The organism is Spirosoma pollinicola, assembly GCF_002831565.1.
Taxonomy (GTDB): domain Bacteria; phylum Bacteroidota; class Bacteroidia; order Cytophagales; family Spirosomataceae; genus Spirosoma; species Spirosoma pollinicola.
Window position 1 is genome coordinate 3944549 of record NZ_CP025096.1, and the last position, 21780, is coordinate 3966328.

The following is a 21780-nucleotide window of genomic DNA, read 5'->3' on the forward strand; positions in this document are numbered from 1 at the left end:
CCAAGGGGGAGGATGATCGACTCTGTGGCTGTTGGACATGATTGATCCCGCACTGTTTAATCCTGGCTAAAAATAAATAAGAAGGGAAAAAGGGTTTAACCACAGAGGCCCCGCAACGGCGGACCGCAAAGAGCACAGAGGTTCAGCGGGGTAGAACTTTGCTCTTTGCGGTCCGCCGTTGCGGGGCCTCTGTGGTTAAACCCTTTTTCTTTTTCTCGACGTCTTTACTAATGCATTTCTTTCAACGAAACCCAGTACAACCCGGCAAAGAGTATACTGAAAAACACACCAAATGACGTATTTAGTGCCCCGAAACCTGCCAGCGCAACCGGTAGAACAAGGCCGATGACGACGCCACCAACATAAATCCAGAATCCAAGTTTTCGCAGCCGAAACATCATAACAGCACCAACGAGCGTCAGCAGGCAATACGCAAATTGAGCAATAGCCAACAGCTTAATTTGATCCGGATCGCCGGGAATTGGACCGTCGCCGGATGACCGATCTTCGAAATACTTCTTCTCCGGCTCTTTGTCCTGCTTTTGGATTGGTTTTGATTTTTCATCGCCCCCAACATAGATCGTTTGTGCAACAGCATCGGATTGTAAAAAGGAAACCACCGCATCAGATAGGCCCCAGGCACAACTAAGGAAGGTAAGAATACAGAGGAGAGTTAAAAATTGAGAACGCATAGGTAGTGCGGACATCCTGTCCGCAAGAGAGAATTTAAACGGACAAGGATGTCCACGTTACAAAAACCTTATTTTCGCGGCTGAGTTTCTTTCACAACAACGAAATCCAAATCAGATGACTCTGCAAGAATTAACCGAGCAAATTCGGTCCAAAGTTACGCATGCCGACAACATTAACGCTACGGTTAAGATTGTGACCGATCAGGGCCCTATTTTTATTGACGCAACGCAGTCGCCCGCAACGGTATCGAACGAAGACAAACCTGCTGATTGCGACCTGCAAGTAAGCATCGACAACCTTGTTAAAATGGGTAACGGCGACCTGAATCCCATGATGGCTGTTATGTCGGGTAAACTCAAAATTAAAGGGGACATGGGTATCGCTATGAAAATGGGTCAGGTGATGGGATAAGGTTAATGAGTGAAAGAGTGAAAGAGTGTGAAGAAAACTAGTTATAGGGGAATCAGTAGTCTAGTTAACTTTTGACCTTAATAGAGTTCATTGTACGGGCGCAGTATAGGCGGACTCGTTTCGCTCTTTCGCTCATTCACTCTTTCACCTTTATGTCTACTTCTCGTCGTAAGTTTCTGGAAAGCAGTGCGCTAACAGCAGCGGCTTTTTATATTGTTCCGCGCCATGTGTTAGGCGGGACAGCAACGGATGGCTCGCGAATTATTGCGCCCTCCGACAAGCTCAACATTGCCGCCGTGGGCTGTGGCGGGAAGGCCGATGTGAATATCCGGCTGGCTTACAACAACGGGTCCGATAACTTCGTGGCCTTATGCGATGTTGACGACCGGCAGGCGAAGAAATTTCGCGCCAAATTCCCGAACGCACCCTATTTTCAGGACTACCGCGAAATGTTCGACAAGGCGGGCAAGTCCTTCGACGCCGTTATCGTGAGCACGCCCGACCATATGCACGCGCCTATTGCGATGGCGGCTATGGCAATGGGTAAACACGTGTATGTCGAAAAACCACTGACTCACGATATTTACGAAGCCCGCATGCTGACCCAGGCGGCTGCGAAATATAAAGTCGTGACCCAGATGGGTAATCAGGGCAGTTCGGGCGATGCTACGCGTATTATCGAAACGGCCATTCAGAAAAATGTTATCGGCCATGTGCACACGGTTTACTGCTGGACCAACCGCCCGGTCTGGCCGCAGGGTGTCAAATCGCCGAAAGAAAAAGGGGAGTCGCAGCCCGTTCCGGCCGAAGTAAACTGGCCGCTCTGGCTGGGCACTGCGCCCACGCGCCCTTACCACGAAGCCTACATGCCTACGCGCTGGCGGGGGTATTGGGATTTTGGCACGGGAGCGCTTGGCGATATGGGCTGTCATTTCATGGACGTTCCTTTTCGCGCCCTGAATCTCAAATATCCAACCTCTGTTGAGTGCAGTGTAGGCTCTGTTTATTCAGATTTCTTTCAGGAAGCATTTTATGACGATAGTTGTCCGCCTTCCTCAGCTATTCACCTTACGTTTCCATCGGACGATAAGAAGGTAAAAGAGATTAAATTTTCGTGGTTCGATGGTGGTATTCGCCCCCAGTTACCCGAAGGCATAGAGTCCAGCGATGTGTTCCGCGAAATTGACGGGGGCATGCTGTTTATCGGTACCAAAGGCATGCTCACGGGTGGCCTGTTTGGGAATAACCCTAAATTATTACCTGCCGATAAATTCAGTGGTAAAGAGCTCCCTGCTCCCGAAAAACCACTGGTCGAAGGCAAAACGGAAGGCCACCAGCAGCAATGGGTCAAAGCCTGCAAGCAGGGCTACGGCGCGTATACATCCTCTTCGTTCGATCAGTCCGGTCCGCTTACCGAAACCGTTTTGATGGGCAATCTGGCAACGCGCTCCTATCTGGCCCGTGAAGATGGTAAGTTCACGGGGCGCAAAAAACTCCTGTGGGATGGCGACAATATGAAAATTACCAACTACGACTATGCGAACCAGTTTGTAAAGCGACAGTACAATGGCGGGTATACGTTGTAGTATCAGACAGCATCCTGCTGTCTGAGTCGCGATAGCGGCTAATTTTATTGTTCTATTAGCTCCTGGCGCGGCTCAGACAGCAGGATGCGGTCTGCTACAACCCTTAACTACTTGCTTATTAGTTAATCGCCGTTTACATTAGTGTGACTTCAATCACTAATGATACGTTTGCGCCCACTCGTCTTTTTAACTTTAATTGGTTGTTTACTAGCTCTACGGGTATTGGCGCAGCCTATAGGCAGCCAACCGGTAGCGGTGTTGCCCGCCGATAGTGATCAACTCTCGCTTCGGGGTACTATCGCCTATATGCGGGATTCGTCGCGGGTCAAAACTATTGCCGATGTGATTGCGCTGGCAAATACCCCGGCTTTTGCGCCTATAACGTCGCTCGTTCCTAATTTTGGGGTTAGCACAGGCACAAAAAACGCCACACCTATCTGGCTCCGGTTCCGGTTGAAGAACCCATCGGCCAATCCGCAGGCATGGCTTGCCGAAATTGATTTCTGGTGTTTCGATGAACTTCAGCTTTTTGTGGTCGATGCCCAAAATCAGGTGCTGTCTACTTCACCAACTATTGGCTGGAAAACACCCGCTCCCCAACGCATAAAAAACAATCGACATTTCTGGTTTCCATTAACAGTGCCTACTGGACAGGTTGTAACGGTCTATTTGCGGGTAGTCAAACATCGGGGAACGCAAATTGTGCCTATCGAACTCGTGCGGGAGTCAGCGTACGAATCGGTGGTGCAACGTAGTTATTTGTTTTGGGGCGGAGTGCTGTTTTCACTGACGTTCATGGCAATGATGAGCCTGATCTTCTTTCTGACGACCTTCGACCAGATCTATTCACGATACATTTTCTGTTTATTGGGCTTGGTGGGTTTTTTTGTCATCAACGATGGCTTTTTAAACCAGTTTGGATTTGATGTGCAGTTCTGGATGCCCCGACAAAACGTCTATTTTTTGTTTCCGCTTGTTCTGTTCTATTCGCAGCTAACCTTCGTAAGGCGGTTTCTCAGCCTGAAAGACACGCCGTCACGTCGCTGGCACACCATTGGCACATGGGTATTATGGGGTGGAGTACTTTGCCTGATTGCCCTAACCGCCGAGTGGTTCACACCCCTGTCGCCCACTATGGAACTGGTTTTGGTACGTTTGTTTACGGCACTATACTGGTTACCCTTGCCGGTTATTGTGGCCTATATCATTGTCGGAATCGTTCGCAAGTACCATGTGGCGGAAGCGTGGCTGTATCTGGCGGCTATCGTACCCTTTTATACCCTTAATCTGGGGCTTGTTTTTGCCAATTTCGGGCTGTTACCAACCTATGAATGGGTGTCCTGTTTTGCGTATTATGCCCCAGCGGCATTATTTGAAGTATTAGCCTTGATGGTTGGTCTGGCTTATCGGTATAAACTGGATCGCGACCAGACCGAGCAGCTCATAAAGGAGCGTACCGTTCAACAGCAACGAATGTACGAAGCCGAAGTGCAGACACTGGCTCTGAAAAATAGTCTTCTGGTCGAGAAGGAACGTATTGCCCGCGATTTGCACGATAACGTAGGAGCACACCTGGCCTTCGTTGTCACGAACCTGACCCACATCAGCGATCAGGCCGAGAAAAAGCCCATAACCGACGGGCAACGGTTGTCTAGTCAATTACGAACCATCGTGACGCACACCCGCGAAGCCGTGAAACTCCTGCGCGAAACTATCTGGGCCATCCATCAGGAAAGTTTCACAGTCGAAGAGTTTGCCGAACGGCTCAATCAGTACATCAACCGCTACGTACACGAAACCGACGGACTCAATGTCGATGTGCAGGTGTCGGGCTCACCGATTTATAAACTCAGTTCATCGCAGGTGCTCAACCTGTTCCGGATTGTTCAGGAGGCCCTTAATAATGTTATCAAGCACGCCAGGGCTTCGGAGGCTGTCGTGAAACTGAATGTCCGTTCCGATGGCCATATCAACCTACGCATTCACGATAATGGCCGGGGTTTTAACTGGACAAACGGAACCGTAGCCGGGAGTCATTATGGCCTGCATAATATGAAAACGCGTGCTCAGGAACTGGGCGGCACGTTCCGGGTCTTCGCCGAAGAGGGTACTACGGTAGAAGTGGAGGTATAAACAACCAATTTTCTCGTTTAAGCACCTTCCTGCCAACACATGGGGGCTGTCGCTTGTTGTTTTGGGTAACCAGTTAACTCAACCATAACTGTCAACCTATGAATCAGGCATTACTTAGCCGCCGGCTGTTGGGCGTTACCTTCTCACAGGATGGCGCAACCGCGCGTGTTTGGGCACCTTTTGCCCATAGTGTAACCCTTCGTCGGAGTGACCGGCAACTGGATATTCCGCTCCAGAATGATGGAACCTACTGGCAGATCACAACGGCACAGCTACAGCCCGGTGATACGTATAAATTTATTCTGAACGATACGCTCGAACGCCCCGACCCCGCGTCGATGGCGCAGCCCGATGGCGTTCATGGCGCATCGCAGGCAGTGGATACGAACACGTTCGTCTGGACAGACGCCGACTGGCACAACCTGCCCCTTGAAGATTACCTGATCTACGAACTTCATACGGGCACCTTCACGCCCGAGGGTACATTTTCGGGTGTCGAAAATCGGTTGGATTATCTGGTTGAGCTAGGTGTCAACGCGGTAGAAATTATGCCCGTCGCGCAGTTTCCCGGTACCCGGAACTGGGGGTATGATGGCGTATGTCCCTTTGCTGTCCAAAATTCTTACGGGGGGGCAGTAGGCTTACAGAAGCTTGTCGATGCCTGCCATCGGCGGGGGCTGGCCGTGGTGCTCGATGTGGTCTACAACCACATTGGGCCGGAAGGAAATTACATTGGCGATTTTGGTCCGTATTTTACAGCCAAACATGTGACGCCCTGGGGCAATGCACTCAATTTCGATGATGATTACAGCGACAGCGTTCGCCGGTACTTTATCGAAAATGTGCTGATGTGGTTTCGGGACTTTCATATTGATGCGTTACGACTGGATGCTGTTCATGCCATCTGCGATTCGAGCGAGACGCATTTGTTACGCGAAATGAAACAGTATGTCGACGCCCTTATGGCAAAAACTGGTCGGCAGCATTACCTGATCATCGAATCGGATGCCAATGAAACGCAGTTTATTCAGCCGCTGGTCAATAATGGCTATGGCATGGATGCGCAATGGAATGACGAGTTTCATCATGCGTTGCGCGTAACGGCGGGGGGCGAGCGCAACGGATATTATGCCGACTATGATGGCATAAAGCACTTGGCTAAATCCTACCGGGATGCGTATGTGTATGATGGCACCTACATGCCCCGACGCGCCCGAATTGTAGGCAAGTCGACAGCAGCCCATGCCGGGCGGCAGTTTGTGGTGTTTTCACAAAACCACGACCAGATTGGCAACCGGATGCTGGGCGAGCGGCCAAGCCAGTTGGTGAGCCTGGAAATGCAAAAACTCATGGCCGGGGCGGTGATGAGCAGCCCCTATTTACCCATGCTGTTCATGGGTGAGGAGTGGGGAGAACTGAATCCGTTTATGTATTTCGTGAGTCATTCGCAGACAAACCTGATCGACGCCGTTCGGCAGGGGCGCAAGAAGGAATTTGCCGAATTTCAAACAGACTTCGAGGCTCCGGACCCGCAGGACGAACGCACGTTTGAGCGATCTAAACTTCAATGGCAACGACTCATACAGGAGCCCCACAAAACGCTCTTTCGGTATTATCAAACGTTGCTCAAGCTTCGTAAAACCTCTTCCCTGCGTCATCCGGACCGTGAGTCGGTGGCGGTGGTTGGAGACGAGATTCGGCAAACGCTCACGCTGTTTCGGCAACACAAAAAACAAACAAAAACCGGTGCGTCTGTTATAGAAGAAACGGTTATCTGTCTACTGAATTTCTCAAAGGAACCACAAACACTGGTGCTGCCTGCCAGCGAAGGGAATTGGCATAAATTGCTGGATTCCGCCGACCCGCAATGGCACGGTCCCGTAGCAGCCCCATCGTTCGTAAGTGGTAATGCGCCTGTCGTTGTTCAACCCGAATCCATTCTGGTTTATACCACGGTGGCTGTTTGATTGCGTAGTAGCCGGATGATAGCTACCCCATGACTGAATAACACAACCGGGACGATAAAGCCAGGCAACCAGATGTAGGGGAATTTCAAGATACCCACGTTAGGCTGATCGAAGGCCAGTTGCTGAAAGGGCAGCGGTGCAGACAGTACGGCACGGACGACGATGTTTATCACTAAGCCTAATGCAAGTATATTCCAAACCAACAACCAACGCGGAGATAGTTGTTGTTTTCTGAACGCGAAATAGGCTACCACGGGTGCTGACAGCCCGGAAAGTATATCGTAGTTACCCCCTTCGAAGGTCATCAATTCGGGTACTTGCTGATGGATGTAGAGCGCATATAAAGTTAGCTCAACGGGCACACGTACGGTATGCAGCGTGGTCAGGACGGACAGTGGTAACGGTTCAATCCAGTGGCGCCCCTGCGTTGTGCTGAGTAGTACGATGATGAGCACGAACGGCGGACCAAGAGCCAGGATAAAATGAGGTGGAAAGGTGTCAAGTTGCTGGAAGAAATGGTTGCTGGCCAATATCGCCAGGAGCGTTAACCAGACGATGCTGATAACAAGGACACGGGTGGCACCAGCGACTGATACCCGCCGAACTGCCATATAAAGCATGACCAGCGTTATCAGCGTTGTGGCCGCAAAAAAGAGATCGAGCCAGAGTGGCGTGGGCGTAAAGAGAATTGATAGGTTCGGCTTCATGACCGTGTTTTATAACCGTAGGCGTGGTTGCCTGCCGTTACAAAGGAAACGAGCCATACCCCTCGAAAAAACAGGTCGTAGCCATTCCGTTTATGAGTGGTATCGAAAGGTGGAACGAATGGTCAGTTTACGGGAGCAGCCTGTAGCCATTTCTTGAGTTCGAGACTGCGATATCGGCTAACGATTACGTCCTGACCTGCATCCTGTTTGTGTAAGGCCGGTACAAGCGTAACGATAAGCTTGCGATTGACGTCATCCTGAACCGCCCGAACAGCCCCCGCGCTCACCACAAACTGGCGGCTAAGTTGAAAAAAATACTGGTTGTCTATCGTGTCAAGCAGGCTTGGTAAGGAAGAAAAACGCGTAGTGATTTGTTGGCCATCACTCTTGACCAGTAAGACAAGTCCACCCGTCGAATAGAAGTACGCAACTTGGTCGATGGGCAGGCGAAGCTGACCGTTGAGAACGCTTATAGAAATCAGACTTGCCGTAGACGTTGCCCGCTCGGTTGACGGCAAAATTACAGGAGTTGACAGTACCTCATGTTCACGCTTTTGGCGCTCGGTATAAAACGCCTGTATTAAATACAACCCCGAATAGGCTCCGTTGAGGAGCGAAGCCAGCGTAACACAAACGGCGATGCCCTTAACCACAGTTGTTGTGGGTGGCCACTGGCCCGAATACGCCCATTGAGATAGTGGAAAAACAACCGAAAAGGTGAGTAATGTAGCGCAGCCACCCATCAGAATTTGAGCCAGCAGACGCCGAACCGGCTGTTGGCTGAATGGCAAACGACCATCCAGCCATCGGAAGATAAATAAATTGACTTCCCAACAGGAAAGCATGACGGTAGCAACGGTCAGAAAGTAGGCCCAGGGGAAATAATAACCCGCCTGGCCGGGAAACACCTGCCGAAAGACAATATGAGCAGCCAGCAAGGCCGCAATTGGCACTACGATCAGGCGGAGGAAAATATGTTGCCGATGGGAGAGCGGAGACATGCGTGCGTTCTTGATAGAATAGAGCCAAGCCGGAAAGCAGCCTAACCTAACGAAATGTATGAATAACCTGTCAACAATCTATTCGGAAAACAGTACGCTAAAAACATATTCGGCAAATAAAGTAGCGTTCGCCTGAAAAAGCCTTTCAACCATTGAATAGAACGCTGATTTTTGTGGTCGCTATTATCCTATAGTATATAACCTCCATCCGGCAAATCAGCGTTCTACTATAAATTCGTCATACTCTTGTTCAGAATGAAAAAAAGCAACGTTAGCCTGACCAGTAAGCGATTAATGTGGCTTGGTGCGCTGATTCCTACGCTGTGTCTGGTAGGATATCAGGTCGAGAAAGACCCCATAGACCGGCGTATCAAGCGGATGGACCCCGCAAAAGCCGCTCAGCTAGCCAAATCCATCGAGGCCACCGTAACACCCGAACTGGCCGAAGGGCTTAGCCTGCGGCTGTGGGGGGGCGATTCGCTGGTGGCCGACCCCATTTCGATCGACACCGACGAAAATGGGCGGATTTATTATACCCGCACGAACCGGCAGAAAAATACCGAGTTCGATATTCGGGGTCACCAGGATTGGGAAATCGAATCGAACCGACTGCAAAGCATCGAAGATAAACGGGCGTTTCTGCATCGTGTATTGTCGCCCGAAAACAGCAAGAAAAACGAATGGCTGAAAGACCTCAACGGCGATGGCTCCCACGACTGGCGGGATATGACCGTGGAGAAAGAAAATATCTTCCGGCTTGAAGATACAAATGGCGATGGCGTAGCCGATTTGTCGCAGTTGGTAGTCGATGATTTCCACGACGAAGTGACCGACGTGGCCGGGGGCGTTATGATCAATGGGAACGACCTGTATGTGGCCGTTGCTCCCGATCTGTGGCGGATGCAGGATAAAGATGGCGATGGAATCGCCGAAACGAAAACGTCGATTTCGCACGGATATGGCATTCACGTAGGTTTTAGCGGACATGGCATGTCGGGTATCGAGATGGGACCGGATGGTAAAATCTACTGGCAAATTGGCGACATCGGCTTCAACGGGAAAGGGCCCGATGGTAAGAAGTGGGAACACCCGAACAGTGGCGTTGTGGTGCGGTCTAACCCCGACGGCAGTGATTTTGAGGTCTTTGCCTATGGCGTTCGCAACACCCACGAGTTTGTTTTCGATGAATATGGCAACCTGATCAGTGAAGATAACGACGGCGACCATCCGGGCGAGAAAGAGCGGCTGGTATACATCGTCAATGGGTCTGATACGGGCTGGCGCAGCAACTGGCAGTATGGAAAATACCGCGACCCAAACAACAACACCTACAAAGTCTGGATGGACGAGCAGATGTACAAACCCCGTTTTGAGGGACAGGCGGCTTACATCACACCAACCATTACTAACTATGTGAGCGGACCTGCGGGTATGAAGTATAACCCCGGCACCGCGCTAAGCCCTGCCTATAAAAACATGTTTTTCGTGGCTGAATTCGTCGGAAATCCGGCCAAGTCAGGGATACACGCGTTCAAATTGAAGCCTAAAGGCGCTTCGTTCGAACTGGGCGAAGAGAAGAAAGTGCTGGGTAATGTGCTGGCCACCGGTATCGACTTTGGGCCGGACGGTGCCTTGTACGTAGCCGACTGGATTAACGGCTGGGATACCAAAGATTACGGCCGTATCTGGAAACTGGACGATAAAGCGGGCGCCGGTTCTGCCGAACGCAAGCTTACCCAAACCCTGCTGGCCGAAAAATTTGCGGGTCGTTCCGAATCGTCTCTGGGTGATTTGCTGAAGAATGCCGACATGCGTGTTCGGCAGAAAGCCCAATTCGAACTGGTGAAACGGGGCGCTAAAGGTGTAGGCATATTGACCGCATCGACCAAACAAACCGACAATCAACTGGCGCGTGTGCATGGGATCTGGGGCATTAGCCAACTGGCCCGTCAGGATAAACAATATGGTCAGTTATTAATGCCGTTGCTTCAGGATAGCGACCCCGAAATTCGGGCACAGGCCGCTAAATGGCTGGGCGATATTCGCTACAAAGAAGCCGGTGCCTCGCTGATTCCGTTGCTGAGAGATGGTAACAGCCGGGCGCGGTTCTTTGCCGCCGAAGCCCTGGGTCGTATAGCCTACGAGCCTGCCATTCAGCCACTTATTCAACTACTAGAGGCCAACAACGACGAAGACGCCTACATCCGCCATGCGGGCAGTCTGGCCCTGGCACGGATCGGAAAAACGGAGCCTGTTATTGCTTTGGCCACTAATTCATCGCGGGCGGTACGCATTGCCGCCGTGGTGGCCCTTCGGCGTATGAGCAGCCCCGGCATCGCCAATTTCCTGGCCGATAAAGATGAGTTTATCGTGACCGAAGCCGCTCGCGGCATCAACGATGACCTGTCGATTCCGGAGGCTTTGCCCGCGCTTGGTAAAGTCCTGCAAACGACCAGTTTCAAAAATGAAGCATTGATCAGACGCGCCATCAACGCCAATCTTCGGGCTGGTACGCCGGAAACCATGCAAACGCTGATGGACTACGCGCAGAAAGAAGGTGCTCCCGTTGCCATGAGGGCCGAAGCGATGGACGCGCTCAGCACCTGGGCTAAACCTTCAGTGCTGGACCGGGTCGATGGCCGCTATCGGGGGGTGATCGAGCGTGATGCTGCGGCTATGAAAAGCAAAACAGGCGACGCTTATACCAAACTGCTCACGAGTTCCGAATTGCCCCTGCGGCTCAGCGCCATTAAATCCATTGAGCGGATGGGCCTGAAAGAAGCTGGTACGGCACTGTTCAGCCGGTTGACAGAAGATAAGGAACCTGCTGTTCGTATTGCCGCTTTACGAGCACTGGCTTCACTGAACGACGCCCAGCAAAGTAAAGCGATTGAGGTGGCAATGGCCGATAAAGAAAAAAGTGTGCGCGTAGCGGGTCTTGACCTATTGAGCAAAACCACGATGGATAAAGATCGGATGGTAACGCTGCTCTCTGACGTTATCGCAACCCGAACGACCGAAGAAAAACAGGCCGCCCTGCTCACATTGGGGAAATTGCCGGTTAAAAATTCGCAGAAAGCGTTCGATCCGTTGCTAACGAAACTACAGGCCGGTGCGCTCCCCGCCGAACTTCAGCTGGAGTTGGGTGAGGCTATCGAAAGCAGTAAATCACCCCAGTTGGCCGCCCGCTACAAAGCGATCAACGACAAACTGTCGCCCGATGCGCTGATGGCTTCGTTTAAAGGGAGCTTGCTGGGTGGCGAGCCGGATTTGGGTCGGCGGATTTTCTTCCGTCACCAGACGGCGCAGTGCATTCGGTGTCATTCTTACGACGACCTGGGCGGCAATGCCGGCCCGCGTCTGAATGGTGTTGCCAGTCGACTCACCCGCGAGCAGTTGCTTGAGGCCCTCATTAACCCAAGTGCGCGACTGGCACCGGGCTTCGGAACAGTGAGCCTAAAGCTTAAGAATGGCAAAACCGTGAGCGGTATTTTACAGGGTGAAACCAGCAAGGATGTGTCTGTAAAAGTGGGTGACCAGCCCGATATCGCGGTGCCGAAAGACCAGATTGCCAAACGGACAAACTCGCCGTCGAGTATGCCCGAAATGAAGTATCTGCTTACCAAGCGGGAAATCCGGGATGTGGTCAGCTTTCTGTCAACCTTAAAAGAGAAGGAGTAAGTAATGTGTCTCCTTGTAGTGTCCGTTTTAATAAACGGACACTACAAGGAGACACATTAGAAGTAGATTAATAAAGTCTGGTAGGGGTAAACAGTAGCATCAATTACCATATTTTTGATGACTCTCGATATCTTATCTTAAAACCAGATTGATTAATGACCAGTACGTTCACTCAACATGTTTACGTGGCTTTAGTAGGAGTCACCTTGATTTCTTCCTGTAGCCGTCCTGTTGCTTATTTCCAGCGTGAACCTGCCGCATCCAGGGGGCAGCAAACCGCGGCACTCGCTTCGCCAGTCCAAAGCGTTACGCCACAGAACCAGACACTGCCACCGGCAACTATGGCAACCGCCAATACCGACGTCTACGCGCTCGCCGATAACAAACTCGTAACGACCAAAATGTTGCCTGATCGCATGGTACGGGTAAAGAAACTGCTGACCTCAACCACTGGCACGCTAAGCCCGGAAGCCAATTATACGGCTCACAAGGTTAGCGGTATAGAGCGACTGATGGTAAAGAAAATCAACAAACATATTCGCAAACAACTAGCCCCCAATCAGCCCGAAAAGGCGATGTTAAGCAAAGGAAAGTTGATTGGTGGGATTGTCTTGCTAATTGCAGGCTTAATAATGCTGATTGCGGGTATGGGTACTGTTGCCTTCATTGGGTTGATCTTGAGTCTTTTAGGCTTTCTTGGCGTGATCGTTGGCTTGTTCGGAATCTGATCAAATTGGCCATAGTTATAATTAGTATCTTAATACTCCGGTCAGGAACGCCGAATGGTTGTTTTGACTGTTCTGATAAACTGACATCACACTTTATACCAGACGGGGTGGCTACACGAGTGGCCACCCCGTTTATTTACGGTTAATGAGATATTTTGTTTAACAAAAGATCAACAAAAAAGTCTAAGTAATTTTACTTATATATATCTTTAGTGATTAAACGAGAAAGTTGATTCTTTGAAATCTCAACTTATTGTTTTTCAGTAGCTTGAGGTAAGTCAAGTCTGGTAAAAGATCGTACAATACGAATAATACAAGTTTGTCTCCTGAAACTGGAAACACGTTCGGGTCTATGAATTTATCGAATCTACATCCTACCGACCTTCTGCAACGTGTGCTCACTGTTTCCCGGAATAGTGTAGTCGTATTAAAGGCAGTATATGATCCTGAGGGACTGCTGACCGATTTGAGGCTAACAATGCTCAACGCCCTGGCCGAACGTGATTTGGGCCGCTCTTTCGCCGATGTGCAGGGCCAGTCGGCCAGTCAGCTATTCCCGCATCTGGCCGACCCGGCTATCATGAATCGCTACCGGCAGGTAATGGAAACGGGCGACTCTGATCATTTCGAATGGGAGTGTCGGCAGGTAGGTCAGCCAATGCTAAGTTGGTTTGACGTATCCGTTGCCCGGCTTACTAATTGCCTGCTGCTATCGTACATCGACATCACCCACATTAAAACCTTTGCTGATGTTTCTAAAGTCAAAAGAACACAACTCGTTACCAGTCAGGCCGAACTCCTAAGTTCTGTACTTGACGGATCGCAAAATTCCATTACGGCATTCGACGCTGTCAGGGATGCTGGAGGGAATATAGCTGACTTTCGATACGTGCTTCAGAATGAAGCTAACCGGCAGCGTATTGGTCGTTCCGATGAGCAGGTGATTGGGCGAACCATGCTGGAGGTTTTTCCGCTTAAGAAAGAAAAGGGCCTGTTGGACCTGTACGCGAAGGTGGTAAACACCGGTCTTTCACTTCGTACTGAAATTGACTTTGATTTTGGCCACGGTACCGGTTGGTATGATTTGTCGGTAGTGAAGCGGGGCGATGGCGTTGTGCTGACTGTTCTGGATAAAACCCTCGAAAAGCAGGCCGAGCATAACTTTCAAAAGCAGGCCGAACTATTGCAAACCATTAGCGATAACACACCGGTTGGGTTAGTGCTCTGGGATGCCGTGCGCGACAATACGCCGGAGCGCACACTGATTGACTTCTGCTACCGGATGAGTAATCCAATGAATACCTATGTAACGGGCTATGCACCCGAAACACTCATTGGTCAGCAATTACTAACGTTGTTTCCCCGCTTTCGGGGAACAGAAATGGAATTGGCGCTTCGGGATGTAATCGAAACCGGAGAAAGTAATCGGATGATTTTTACGTACTACACCGATTCTAGCGATGCCTGGTTCGACGCGCAGTTCAGCCGGGTGGGAACCGATGCCGTACTGATGACATTTGTGGATATAACCGAACAGCATAAGGTTCAGCTTGACCAGATAAAGAAGGCTAACCTGATGCAAACGGTTATCAACGCTCAACCATCAGGTATTGTGCTGTTCGACCCGGTGCGGGAGGTGTCAACAAGTGGTCTGCCGGGTCGTGTAGTCGATTTTACATATGCACTGGTCAATGAAACCCAATTACGCACTACGGGTAAATCAGCCAGGGATGTGATCGGGAATACAGTAAGTGGATTATTTCCAAGTTCGGAAGGGCACCAATTGCTTGAATTGATGGTGGAGGTGGCTGAATCCGGAGAGCCCAAAGAATGGCTATTGCCTTTTTTTAGCGATGGGATAGAGGGATGGTTTCAGGCATCGTTAGTTTGGCACAACGAACAGATACTCTTCACGTTTCTGGATGTGTCGAGGCTCAAAGAACAACAACATGCCCTGGAGATGGCTAACCTCGAACTGCGTCGTAGTAACGACAACCTGCAGCAGTTTGCCACTATTGCCAGTCACGATTTACAGGAGCCTCTTCGGAAAATCCAGTCCTTCGGTAGTATTCTGGCTACAAACGCAGAGCTCGATGAGTCGTCTCAGGACATGATTGCTCGAATGCAGAAGGCAGCCCAGCGGATGTCGGAACTGATCCGGGATTTACTCGATTATTCGCGGGTGTCGACCCGTCGGGCACCTTTCGAAGCCGTGCCATTAACCAAACTGATAACCGACATTCGGGATACACTGTTTGTAGCGATAGAGGAGTCTGGAGGACGAATCGACTACGGCGAATTACCCGTCGTCTATGGCGATAAAACCCAGTTAGAGCAATTGTTTCAGAATCTGTTGTCCAATGCTATTAAGTTTCGCCGTTCTGGCGTGGTACCTTATGTTCAGATTACCAGTCGGTGCCTGAGTATTACTAATTTGCCGGATCTGGTGGCTGGGCAAGTACGAGCCGCAACCAGATCCGATAGCAGTACTAGCCGGTTGTTTCATGAAATTAACATTACAGACAACGGTATTGGGTTTGAGGAGAAATACTTAGACCGTATTTTTCAGGTTTTTCAGCGACTGCATAGCAAAAGCCACTATCCTGGTACAGGCGTAGGGTTGGCGATCTGCCGTAAAGTTATTGAAAATCATGGGGGCGTTTTAACGGCCTCAAGCCAGCCAGACATCGGCACAACATTCAGCGTATATATCCCGGCAATTGAAGGGTAACTAATTTGAAATCATAAATTTACCATTCTTCCTCTTTAACTTGACAACTTAATCTTTATGAATCAAACCGTACTGTTCTCCGACGCTAACCTTCTCGACTGGCTCGAAAAACAAACGAACGAACAACTCGACGAGGCACCCTTCGGGGTCGTCCGTATGACGCGCGAAGGCGTCGTTGTTGCTTACTGTAAATCCGAATCGCACATCACCGGAATAGATCAAGGCTATGCTCTGGGTAAGTACTACTTCACGCAAATTGCCCCCTGCGCCAACAACATGATGATCGCGGCAAAGTACGCACAGCCAACGCTCGACGAAGAACTGAATTACATACTTACCTACGTGTGCGAACCCATTAAAGTGCGGTTACGATTACTCAAATCAGAACAGAGCCGGTATCAGTATTTTCTGGTCAATCGCAAGCATTATTCTTAATGGAAACAGCCTCCCAACAGCACCTGCAAAAGCTGGTAAGGCTTCTGGACCGCGCACCCGTAGCGATGGCCGAGATTAATGCAGCGGGAGTGATCCGTCAGGTAAATCCAAAGGCCGTTCAACTGATGATGCCAATGGCCGCCTATCTGGATCTGCCCGGCGATAATCTGCTTCATACGCTGACCGGATTTTTGCCCTCGCTGGAACAAGACATTGCTAACTTTGATGCGAGCACGGGCCTGATTGTTGACCAGAAGCCATACCGTATTTATTTTGTTACGGGCGAGTTTAAGGTAGAGCGATTTTTTAGCCTGACTGTTGAAAAAATATCGGCTGATAGCCTGCTTATTTTCTTTGATGATGTGACAGATTTCCTCACTAAAGTCGATGCACTTCGCCAATCTTTATGATTTGGACTCCCGATAATGTAAAGCGGATTGTTCTTGATATGGCGGGGCGGATTCGGCAACAGCCCCATGCCGGATTGCCCTCAACCGTTTCGCCAAGCCTCGATCTATACTACGATTTGGGTATGGACTCCCTGCAACGGATGGAGCTGGCGGCCTGTTTGAACGAATTTTTTGGTCTTCTTGACGGCTCATCAGAAAACTACTTGCTGGCCGGAACCACCCTGGAGCATTGGGTAAACTGCATTTTGCGGGCACGACAGCAATCCGACGACTGGCTAACCTTCCGAACCTCTGGTAGTACCGGTGTCGCCAAGCCCGTTCGGCATTCAATGGTATCGCTGCTGGCGGAGGCCCAATTCCTGAGCCAACTACTACCCCGCCCCCGACAGGTCGTTAGTTTAGTGGCGGCCAATCATATATATGGATTCATCTATACGATTCTGTTGCCGGCAATCTGGGCATGCCCGCTGCGTTTGCTGGCCGATGTTAAACCAAGCGATATCGACTCGGAGACGCTACTTATCGGCACGCCATTTACCTGGGAATTTTTGCATCGGTCCTTGACGGCTGGCACACGGCTTGGTTGCCGGGGGGTAACCTCAACGGCTCCAATGCCGCCCGGATTGTTTGCCCGGCTTACAGAGTCGGGTGTTGGTTTAACGGAGATTTATGGGTCATCAGACACGGGTGGCCTGGCCTGGCGTTGTCAGCCCGATGCGCCGTTTACATTGTTCTCGTTCCTAAATCTGCTTCCCGGCGATCCGCCAACCGTGATTCGTACTGATACCGGAGAATCGTTCCTCCTGCCCGACCGGGTTGACCGGGTATCGCTCCGCGAAATTCGGGTACTGGGTCGTCTGGACAACGCCGTGCAAATAGCCGGTGTTAATGTCTATCCGGCCCATATTCGGCAGGTGATAGAAGGGTGCCCGCTGGTTGCCGAGTGCGATGTATACGCCAAAGCCGATGCGGGGGTTAGCCAGCTATATGGCGCGATTCGCCTGCGAACGCTTAATGACCCAAACCGGGAGGCCTGTCTGCGCTGGATACGGGAACACCTCACCGCCCCTGAAACGCCCAAACACCTGTATTTATATTGAGGTGAATGTGTTTCGACCTTACATGGGCAGGCTGTTATTACGCCAAAGAAATCTTTTTTTTGCGTGATTTTGGTCTTAGCTTGGCGGCCATTATATGCGTTCAGTACAGGCACACGATCAGGCTATGAAAAGTAACGTTGCGTCAATCGGCTATGGGTTGTTTACCCTGTTCGGTTTGTTTTTGTTGAGTGGATGCCACCAGTACGGCCCCATCGGTGGTAAGTCGGGCAAGATATCGTCGCACTACAGAACCGCCACCGACAACGGTCCGCTGGGTGATACGTCCCCCTTTTTGATGCCCTACAACCGGATTATTGACGGTGCAGGGCAAGCCGTTAGTTTTGGCGACGCCAGTGTTGAAAATCATAGTCTGGATGCCGTCTTGCTGCCCGACAAAAAAACGCTCGTTGTCGAAGATCGCTTTGGTATTGCTTTTTTCGACGTGAACAAACGTAAGCTCATCTCGCGATGGGAGTATAACAAAGACGCAAAGCTGAGAGGGAGCATGAGTTCCTTCTCGGGCATAAAAGCCATCGTTCACCACGATTCGACCTATATTTTCTGGGGAGCCGGTGGAGGTCGGGAAAAACCCAACTCACGGGTAATGCAGGTTGTTTGGGACGGCACGCGCGCCCGACTCATCCGGGCTATTCCGTTCGCGGCCATTGCGCCCGCCACCATCGCCCTGCCAAATGAAGTGGTGGTGAAAGAGGAATCGGGTGAACTGATACTCTACACTGTTCTGAACGGCAATAATCAACTTGTTAAAGTGCGTGTCAGAGATCAACAAGTTATGTGGACGGTGCCTACCGGCGTAGCTCCTTTTGGCCTGACAATCCTGGGTACTAAAGCCTACGTTACCAATTGGGCCGGGCCCGTTCCCGATGCCGCCAACGGCTTCGAAACGGCGGGCATACCCTGGGGAAGCGCCTACATCGACCCAAAGACGGGCGCTATGGCGCGTGGAACGGTATCCATTATCGACATTGCGCAAGGCAAACCAGAGCGCGAAATATCCGTTGGCCTACACCCGAACGCGATTATCAGCAGCCCCGATCAGCAGTTTTTGTACGTTGCCAATGGAAACAGCGATTATATATCTGTTATCAATGTTGGGACGCAGCAGGTCACGGATTCCATTTTTGTAGGACTTTTTAATCGCGGAAATGGCTATATCGGCAGCACACCCAATGCGCTCGCTATCAATCCGCAGGGAACGACACTTTATGTGGCCAATGGGATGGATAACGCGCTCTGCGTTGTTGAGCTAGGCGAAAAAGCATCGGCGGGCGGGAAGGGCCAGTCGAGCGTCAAAGGCTATATCCCGACTCAGGCATACCCGGCGGGGATTGTGCTGAACGGTACTGAGTTATACGTAACAAATCTGGAAGCCATTGGTGCCCGCGTTACCGAGCCGGTTGATCAGGGCGGGCAGGGGAGAAGTCTCGCGGGCGGGCTCAAGGCTTATAATTCACACAAGCAACTGGCGTCGGTTTCGTTTATTCCGGTTCCGGATCAGCAACGGTTAGATGCCTATACCGAAAAGGTAAAAAAGCTCAGTCTTCAATTTCGACTGGCGTTGACCGAACAGGTGCCGAGGCCAGATATTACGCCGAAACCTGTACCTGAGCGCATTGGAGAGCCATCGGTGTTCAAACACGTGTTGTACATCATCAAGGAAAACCGTACCTACGACCAGGTGTTGGGCGATATGCCCCAGGGTGATGGCGTTCCCGAGCTTTGCATTTTTGGCGATAGCATTACGCCCAACCAGCACCAGATTACCAAAGATTACATGCTGATGGACAACTACTATGTGTCGGGAAAATCATCGGCGGAGGGGCACCACTGGGCAAGTGCAGCCATGGTTACCGATTATACCGAACGGAGTGTACGGGCCTGGTTTCGGAGTTACCCGCACGTACTGTACGACGCTATGGTATACGATAAAAAAGGGTTGATCTGGAATAACGCCCTCGATCACGGAAAAACAGTACGAATTTACGGAGAAGCCTGCTCCTGTACCTACAACAAAAAACAGTATAACTGGAGCAGTCTGTTTCAGCTACGTCAGGAAAATAAACCCTTTTCGTTCACCAACGCCACCACCATTTCGCGGGTGAGGCCCATTCTGGCCATGAATTTTCCGGGCTGCGATGACGAAACCATCAGCGACCAGATGCGCGCCGATGCCTTCATAAACGAACTGAACGAAACAGCCGCCAATCCCAGCGCCGACTTACCTAACCTGATGGTTATGTCGTTACCCAACGATCATACATCAGGCATGAGTCCGGGCTTTCCCGTTCCCCGCGCTATGGTGGCCGATAATGACCTGGCCGTAGGGCGTATTGTCGATGCGGTTACGCATAGCCGGTTTGCGGCATCGACGGTTATTTTTATTACAGAAGATGACTCGCAGGCAGGATGGGATCATGTATCGGCTTATCGAACAACGGGTTATGTCATTAGCCCGTACTCGCGTTTACAGAAAACCGTTCACACCAATTATAACCAGACATCGGTGGTGCGAACAATGGAACAGATTCTGGGCCTGCCGCCCATGAACGTTATTGATGCTACGGCGCTGCCCATGTTCGACTGTTTTTCCGACAAACCGGATTTCTCGTTTGCCTACAACGCAATTCCCAACCGGGTTTCATTGACAGAAATGAATGCATCCCCAACAGGGCTGAAAGGGGCCTCACTGCGGTTTACGAACCAGTCGATACGCTACGGATTTCATCAGATTGACCGTGGGCACGACGACCTCCTCAATCGAATTTTATGGTTTACGGCCAAAGGCAAACAGCGATATCCGGCTCACCTGGCTGGTTCTGCCGACGACGATGATGACGATGATTAGTTAAACATAGAGGCACCACACAATTGGCGCACTTTATTCCGAGAGCGTTTCAGCCGCATTTTTACCGCACTCTCTTTCAGGTTTAGCTGTAGGCCAATCTGGCTCACCGGCATGTCATCCTGATACTTCATTTTTAACACCGTGGCTTCCTGCGGAGAAATTTTGTTCATAACGAGCGAAAGGCGCTGTAATTCATAGTCGACCTTTTCATTATCATCAGCACTTGTGCTGGAGTAGTCGATATCGTCTGTTAGCTGAGTCGTTGTCAGGCGTTTCGCCCGTTTGATCTGGTCGAGGCAATAGTTGTAGGAAACGCTGTATAACCAGGTTGAAAACGTTGAACGTCCCTGAAAGCTATCTAAGCGGGCAAAGATTCTAATGAAAATATCATGTGTAAAATCCTGCGCCTGTTCTGAATCCTTAGTAATTGAAAAGCATTGTTTATAGACTTTACCCACATACCTGTTGTACAGGCTCTCGAAACAGACTGAAGAATTCGAGTTGAGGTATTGACTGATCATCTCTTCGTCACTCACTTTAAGATTCATTGTTAGTTGTAGTTATGGGTTTGTAAACTCTTAGTTTATGTGTTTGGCAGTACAAACTTGGTTTTAAATGACAATTTGTATCACTAGTTTTCGATGAACTGTATGTTTTACACGTTTTTTGGTGTAAAAATATATTGTATAGCTAATTTTAGTTAAAATTTAAGATAATTTCATAAGTAATTGTTACTATATTGCGTAATAAATTAATTATCATATAAGATAAAATAGGGTTATCTATATCAATGAAGGGTATCGTTTTTACTGAGTTCTTGGAAATGATCGAAGATAAATTCGGTTATGAGTTGGTAGATCAGTTACTTGAAGAGAGCGACTTGCCCTCCGGGGGGATTTATACCGCTATTGGTACATACGACCATGCCGAAATGGTTACGCTGGTCTCTGGCCTGAGTAAACGAATGGATATACCGGTTCCTGATTTGCTTCGGTCGTATGGACAGTATATGTTCACGTCATTTACCAGAAGTTATCGGCCCTTCGTTGAACGGGCCGATTCGGCCTTTGCCCTGCTCAGTTCTGTTCAGCACTACATTCATGTGGAGGTGCGAAAATTATATCCAGACGCAGAATTACCCCACTTTACGATCGAGCAGCCCGCAGAAAATCACCTTCGGATGCACTATATATCAGAGCGGAAACTGGCTGATTTTGCCCATGGGCTCATTGAAGGATGTCTGGCAACATTTGGTGAAACGGCCACCATCACCAAAACAAATCTTACCGACGACGGGAGTCAGGTCTTATTTGATATACGGAAAGAATAAG

16 protein-coding genes are annotated in these 21780 nt (G+C 50.2%); 12 read left to right on the forward strand and 4 right to left on the reverse strand.

Translation table 11 applies throughout. The features are described 5' to 3' along the window. Positions 1-227: 227 nt before the first annotated feature. Positions 228-692, reverse strand: coding sequence for a hypothetical protein (locus CWM47_RS16590; protein WP_100989377.1), 465 nt, complete (start codon positions 690-692; stop codon positions 228-230). A gap of 115 nt (positions 693-807) precedes the next feature. On the opposite strand from CWM47_RS16590, the gene CWM47_RS16595 reads away from it, so the two are divergent. The 4 genes from CWM47_RS16595 to treZ all read left to right on the forward strand — a co-directional run bounded on the left by CWM47_RS16595 (position 808) and on the right by treZ (position 6790). Further along, positions 808-1104, forward strand: a complete 297-nt coding sequence (locus tag CWM47_RS16595) for an SCP2 sterol-binding domain-containing protein (protein ID WP_100989378.1) — start codon at positions 808-810, stop codon at positions 1102-1104. 152 nt (positions 1105-1256) lie between these two features. Then, a complete protein-coding gene (locus tag CWM47_RS16600; RefSeq protein ID WP_100989379.1) occupies positions 1257-2690 on the forward strand; it encodes a Gfo/Idh/MocA family protein in 1434 nt (477 codons plus the stop codon). A gap of 159 nt (positions 2691-2849) precedes the next feature. Beyond that, the gene (locus CWM47_RS16605) at positions 2850-4823 is read left to right on the forward strand and encodes a sensor histidine kinase (protein ID WP_100989380.1); all 1974 of its coding nucleotides are present in this window, start codon (positions 2850-2852) and stop codon (positions 4821-4823) included. Between the two features lie 98 nt (positions 4824-4921). After that, complete coding sequence (treZ, locus tag CWM47_RS16610; protein ID WP_100989381.1) at positions 4922-6790, forward strand: malto-oligosyltrehalose trehalohydrolase; 1869 nt, start codon at positions 4922-4924, stop codon at positions 6788-6790. On the opposite strand, the gene CWM47_RS16615 is transcribed toward treZ, so the two are convergent. Together CWM47_RS16615 and CWM47_RS16620 are read right to left on the reverse strand one after the other, a co-directional pair. Beyond that, positions 6769-7497 (reverse strand): hypothetical protein, encoded by a 729-nt coding sequence (locus CWM47_RS16615; RefSeq protein WP_100989382.1) that lies wholly within the window; start codon positions 7495-7497, stop codon positions 6769-6771. The genes treZ and CWM47_RS16615 overlap by 22 nt on opposite strands. A 122-nt stretch (positions 7498-7619) precedes the next feature. Beyond that, positions 7620-8498, reverse strand: coding sequence for a LytTR family DNA-binding domain-containing protein (locus CWM47_RS16620; RefSeq protein WP_100989383.1), 879 nt, complete (start codon positions 8496-8498; stop codon positions 7620-7622). A 255-nt stretch (positions 8499-8753) separates the two neighbouring features. Here CWM47_RS16620 and CWM47_RS16625 point away from each other — a divergent pair, with 255 nt between their 5' ends. From CWM47_RS16625 to CWM47_RS16655, 7 genes are all read left to right on the forward strand, one after another. Beyond that, positions 8754-12179 (forward strand): DUF7133 domain-containing protein, encoded by a 3426-nt coding sequence (locus CWM47_RS16625; protein ID WP_100989384.1) that lies wholly within the window; start codon positions 8754-8756, stop codon positions 12177-12179. Positions 12180-12334: 155 nt separating this feature from the next. Then, positions 12335-12907 carry a hypothetical protein gene (locus CWM47_RS39230; protein ID WP_240625925.1) on the forward strand — a complete coding sequence of 191 codons (573 nt, stop codon included), beginning with the start codon at positions 12335-12337 and terminating at the stop codon, positions 12905-12907. Between the two features lie 352 nt (positions 12908-13259). Further along, positions 13260-15638, forward strand: coding sequence for a PAS domain-containing sensor histidine kinase (locus tag CWM47_RS16635; protein WP_100989385.1), 2379 nt, complete (start codon positions 13260-13262; stop codon positions 15636-15638). 57 nt (positions 15639-15695) lie between these two features. Next, positions 15696-16073, forward strand: a complete 378-nt coding sequence (locus CWM47_RS16640) for a photoactive yellow protein (protein ID WP_100989386.1) — start codon at positions 15696-15698, stop codon at positions 16071-16073. Further along, entirely contained in the window at positions 16073-16483 is a 411-nt protein-coding gene (locus CWM47_RS16645; protein ID WP_100989387.1) for a nitrogen regulation protein NR(II), read from the forward strand. The genes CWM47_RS16640 and CWM47_RS16645 overlap by 1 nt, the downstream gene beginning before the upstream one ends. Continuing rightward, on the forward strand, positions 16480-17583 hold the full coding sequence (locus tag CWM47_RS16650) for an AMP-binding protein (RefSeq protein WP_100989388.1): 1104 nt from the start codon (positions 16480-16482) through the stop codon (positions 17581-17583). The genes CWM47_RS16645 and CWM47_RS16650 overlap by 4 nt, the downstream gene beginning before the upstream one ends. 124 nt (positions 17584-17707) lie before the next feature. Continuing rightward, entirely contained in the window at positions 17708-20449 is a 2742-nt protein-coding gene (locus CWM47_RS16655) for a bifunctional YncE family protein/alkaline phosphatase family protein (RefSeq protein ID WP_100993910.1), read from the forward strand. Here the strand turns inward: CWM47_RS16655 and CWM47_RS16660 are convergent. Next, on the reverse strand, positions 20446-20997 hold the full coding sequence (locus CWM47_RS16660) for an RNA polymerase sigma factor (RefSeq protein WP_100989389.1): 552 nt from the start codon (positions 20995-20997) through the stop codon (positions 20446-20448). The two genes, CWM47_RS16655 and CWM47_RS16660, sit on opposite strands and share 4 nt — an antisense overlap. A gap of 242 nt (positions 20998-21239) precedes the next feature. Between CWM47_RS16660 and CWM47_RS16665 the strand changes: the two genes are divergently transcribed. Beyond that, on the forward strand, positions 21240-21779 hold the full coding sequence (locus CWM47_RS16665) for a heme NO-binding domain-containing protein (protein WP_100989390.1): 540 nt from the start codon (positions 21240-21242) through the stop codon (positions 21777-21779). Position 21780 lies beyond the last annotated feature (1 nt).

Coding starts and splice junctions, on each gene's coding strand:
- CWM47_RS16635 (WP_100989385.1), top strand. CDS start 13,260: ATGAATTTATCGAATCTACATCCTACCGACCTTCTGCAACGTGTGCTC.
- CWM47_RS16665 (WP_100989390.1), top strand. CDS start 21,240: ATGAAGGGTATCGTTTTTACTGAGTTCTTGGAAATGATCGAAGATAAA.
- CWM47_RS16600 (WP_100989379.1), top strand. CDS start 1,257: ATGTCTACTTCTCGTCGTAAGTTTCTGGAAAGCAGTGCGCTAACAGCA.
- treZ (WP_100989381.1), top strand. CDS start 4,922: ATGAATCAGGCATTACTTAGCCGCCGGCTGTTGGGCGTTACCTTCTCA.
- CWM47_RS16595 (WP_100989378.1), top strand. CDS start 808: ATGACTCTGCAAGAATTAACCGAGCAAATTCGGTCCAAAGTTACGCAT.
- CWM47_RS16640 (WP_100989386.1), top strand. CDS start 15,696: ATGAATCAAACCGTACTGTTCTCCGACGCTAACCTTCTCGACTGGCTC.
- CWM47_RS16615 (WP_100989382.1), bottom strand. CDS start 7,497: ATGAAGCCGAACCTATCAATTCTCTTTACGCCCACGCCACTCTGGCTC.
- CWM47_RS16620 (WP_100989383.1), bottom strand. CDS start 8,498: ATGTCTCCGCTCTCCCATCGGCAACATATTTTCCTCCGCCTGATCGTA.
- CWM47_RS16605 (WP_100989380.1), top strand. CDS start 2,850: ATGATACGTTTGCGCCCACTCGTCTTTTTAACTTTAATTGGTTGTTTA.
- CWM47_RS16650 (WP_100989388.1), top strand. CDS start 16,480: ATGATTTGGACTCCCGATAATGTAAAGCGGATTGTTCTTGATATGGCG.
- CWM47_RS16645 (WP_100989387.1), top strand. CDS start 16,073: ATGGAAACAGCCTCCCAACAGCACCTGCAAAAGCTGGTAAGGCTTCTG.
- CWM47_RS16625 (WP_100989384.1), top strand. CDS start 8,754: ATGAAAAAAAGCAACGTTAGCCTGACCAGTAAGCGATTAATGTGGCTT.
- CWM47_RS39230 (WP_240625925.1), top strand. CDS start 12,335: ATGACCAGTACGTTCACTCAACATGTTTACGTGGCTTTAGTAGGAGTC.
- CWM47_RS16660 (WP_100989389.1), bottom strand. CDS start 20,997: ATGAATCTTAAAGTGAGTGACGAAGAGATGATCAGTCAATACCTCAAC.
- CWM47_RS16655 (WP_100993910.1), top strand. CDS start 17,708: ATGAAAAGTAACGTTGCGTCAATCGGCTATGGGTTGTTTACCCTGTTC.
- CWM47_RS16590 (WP_100989377.1), bottom strand. CDS start 692: ATGCGTTCTCAATTTTTAACTCTCCTCTGTATTCTTACCTTCCTTAGT.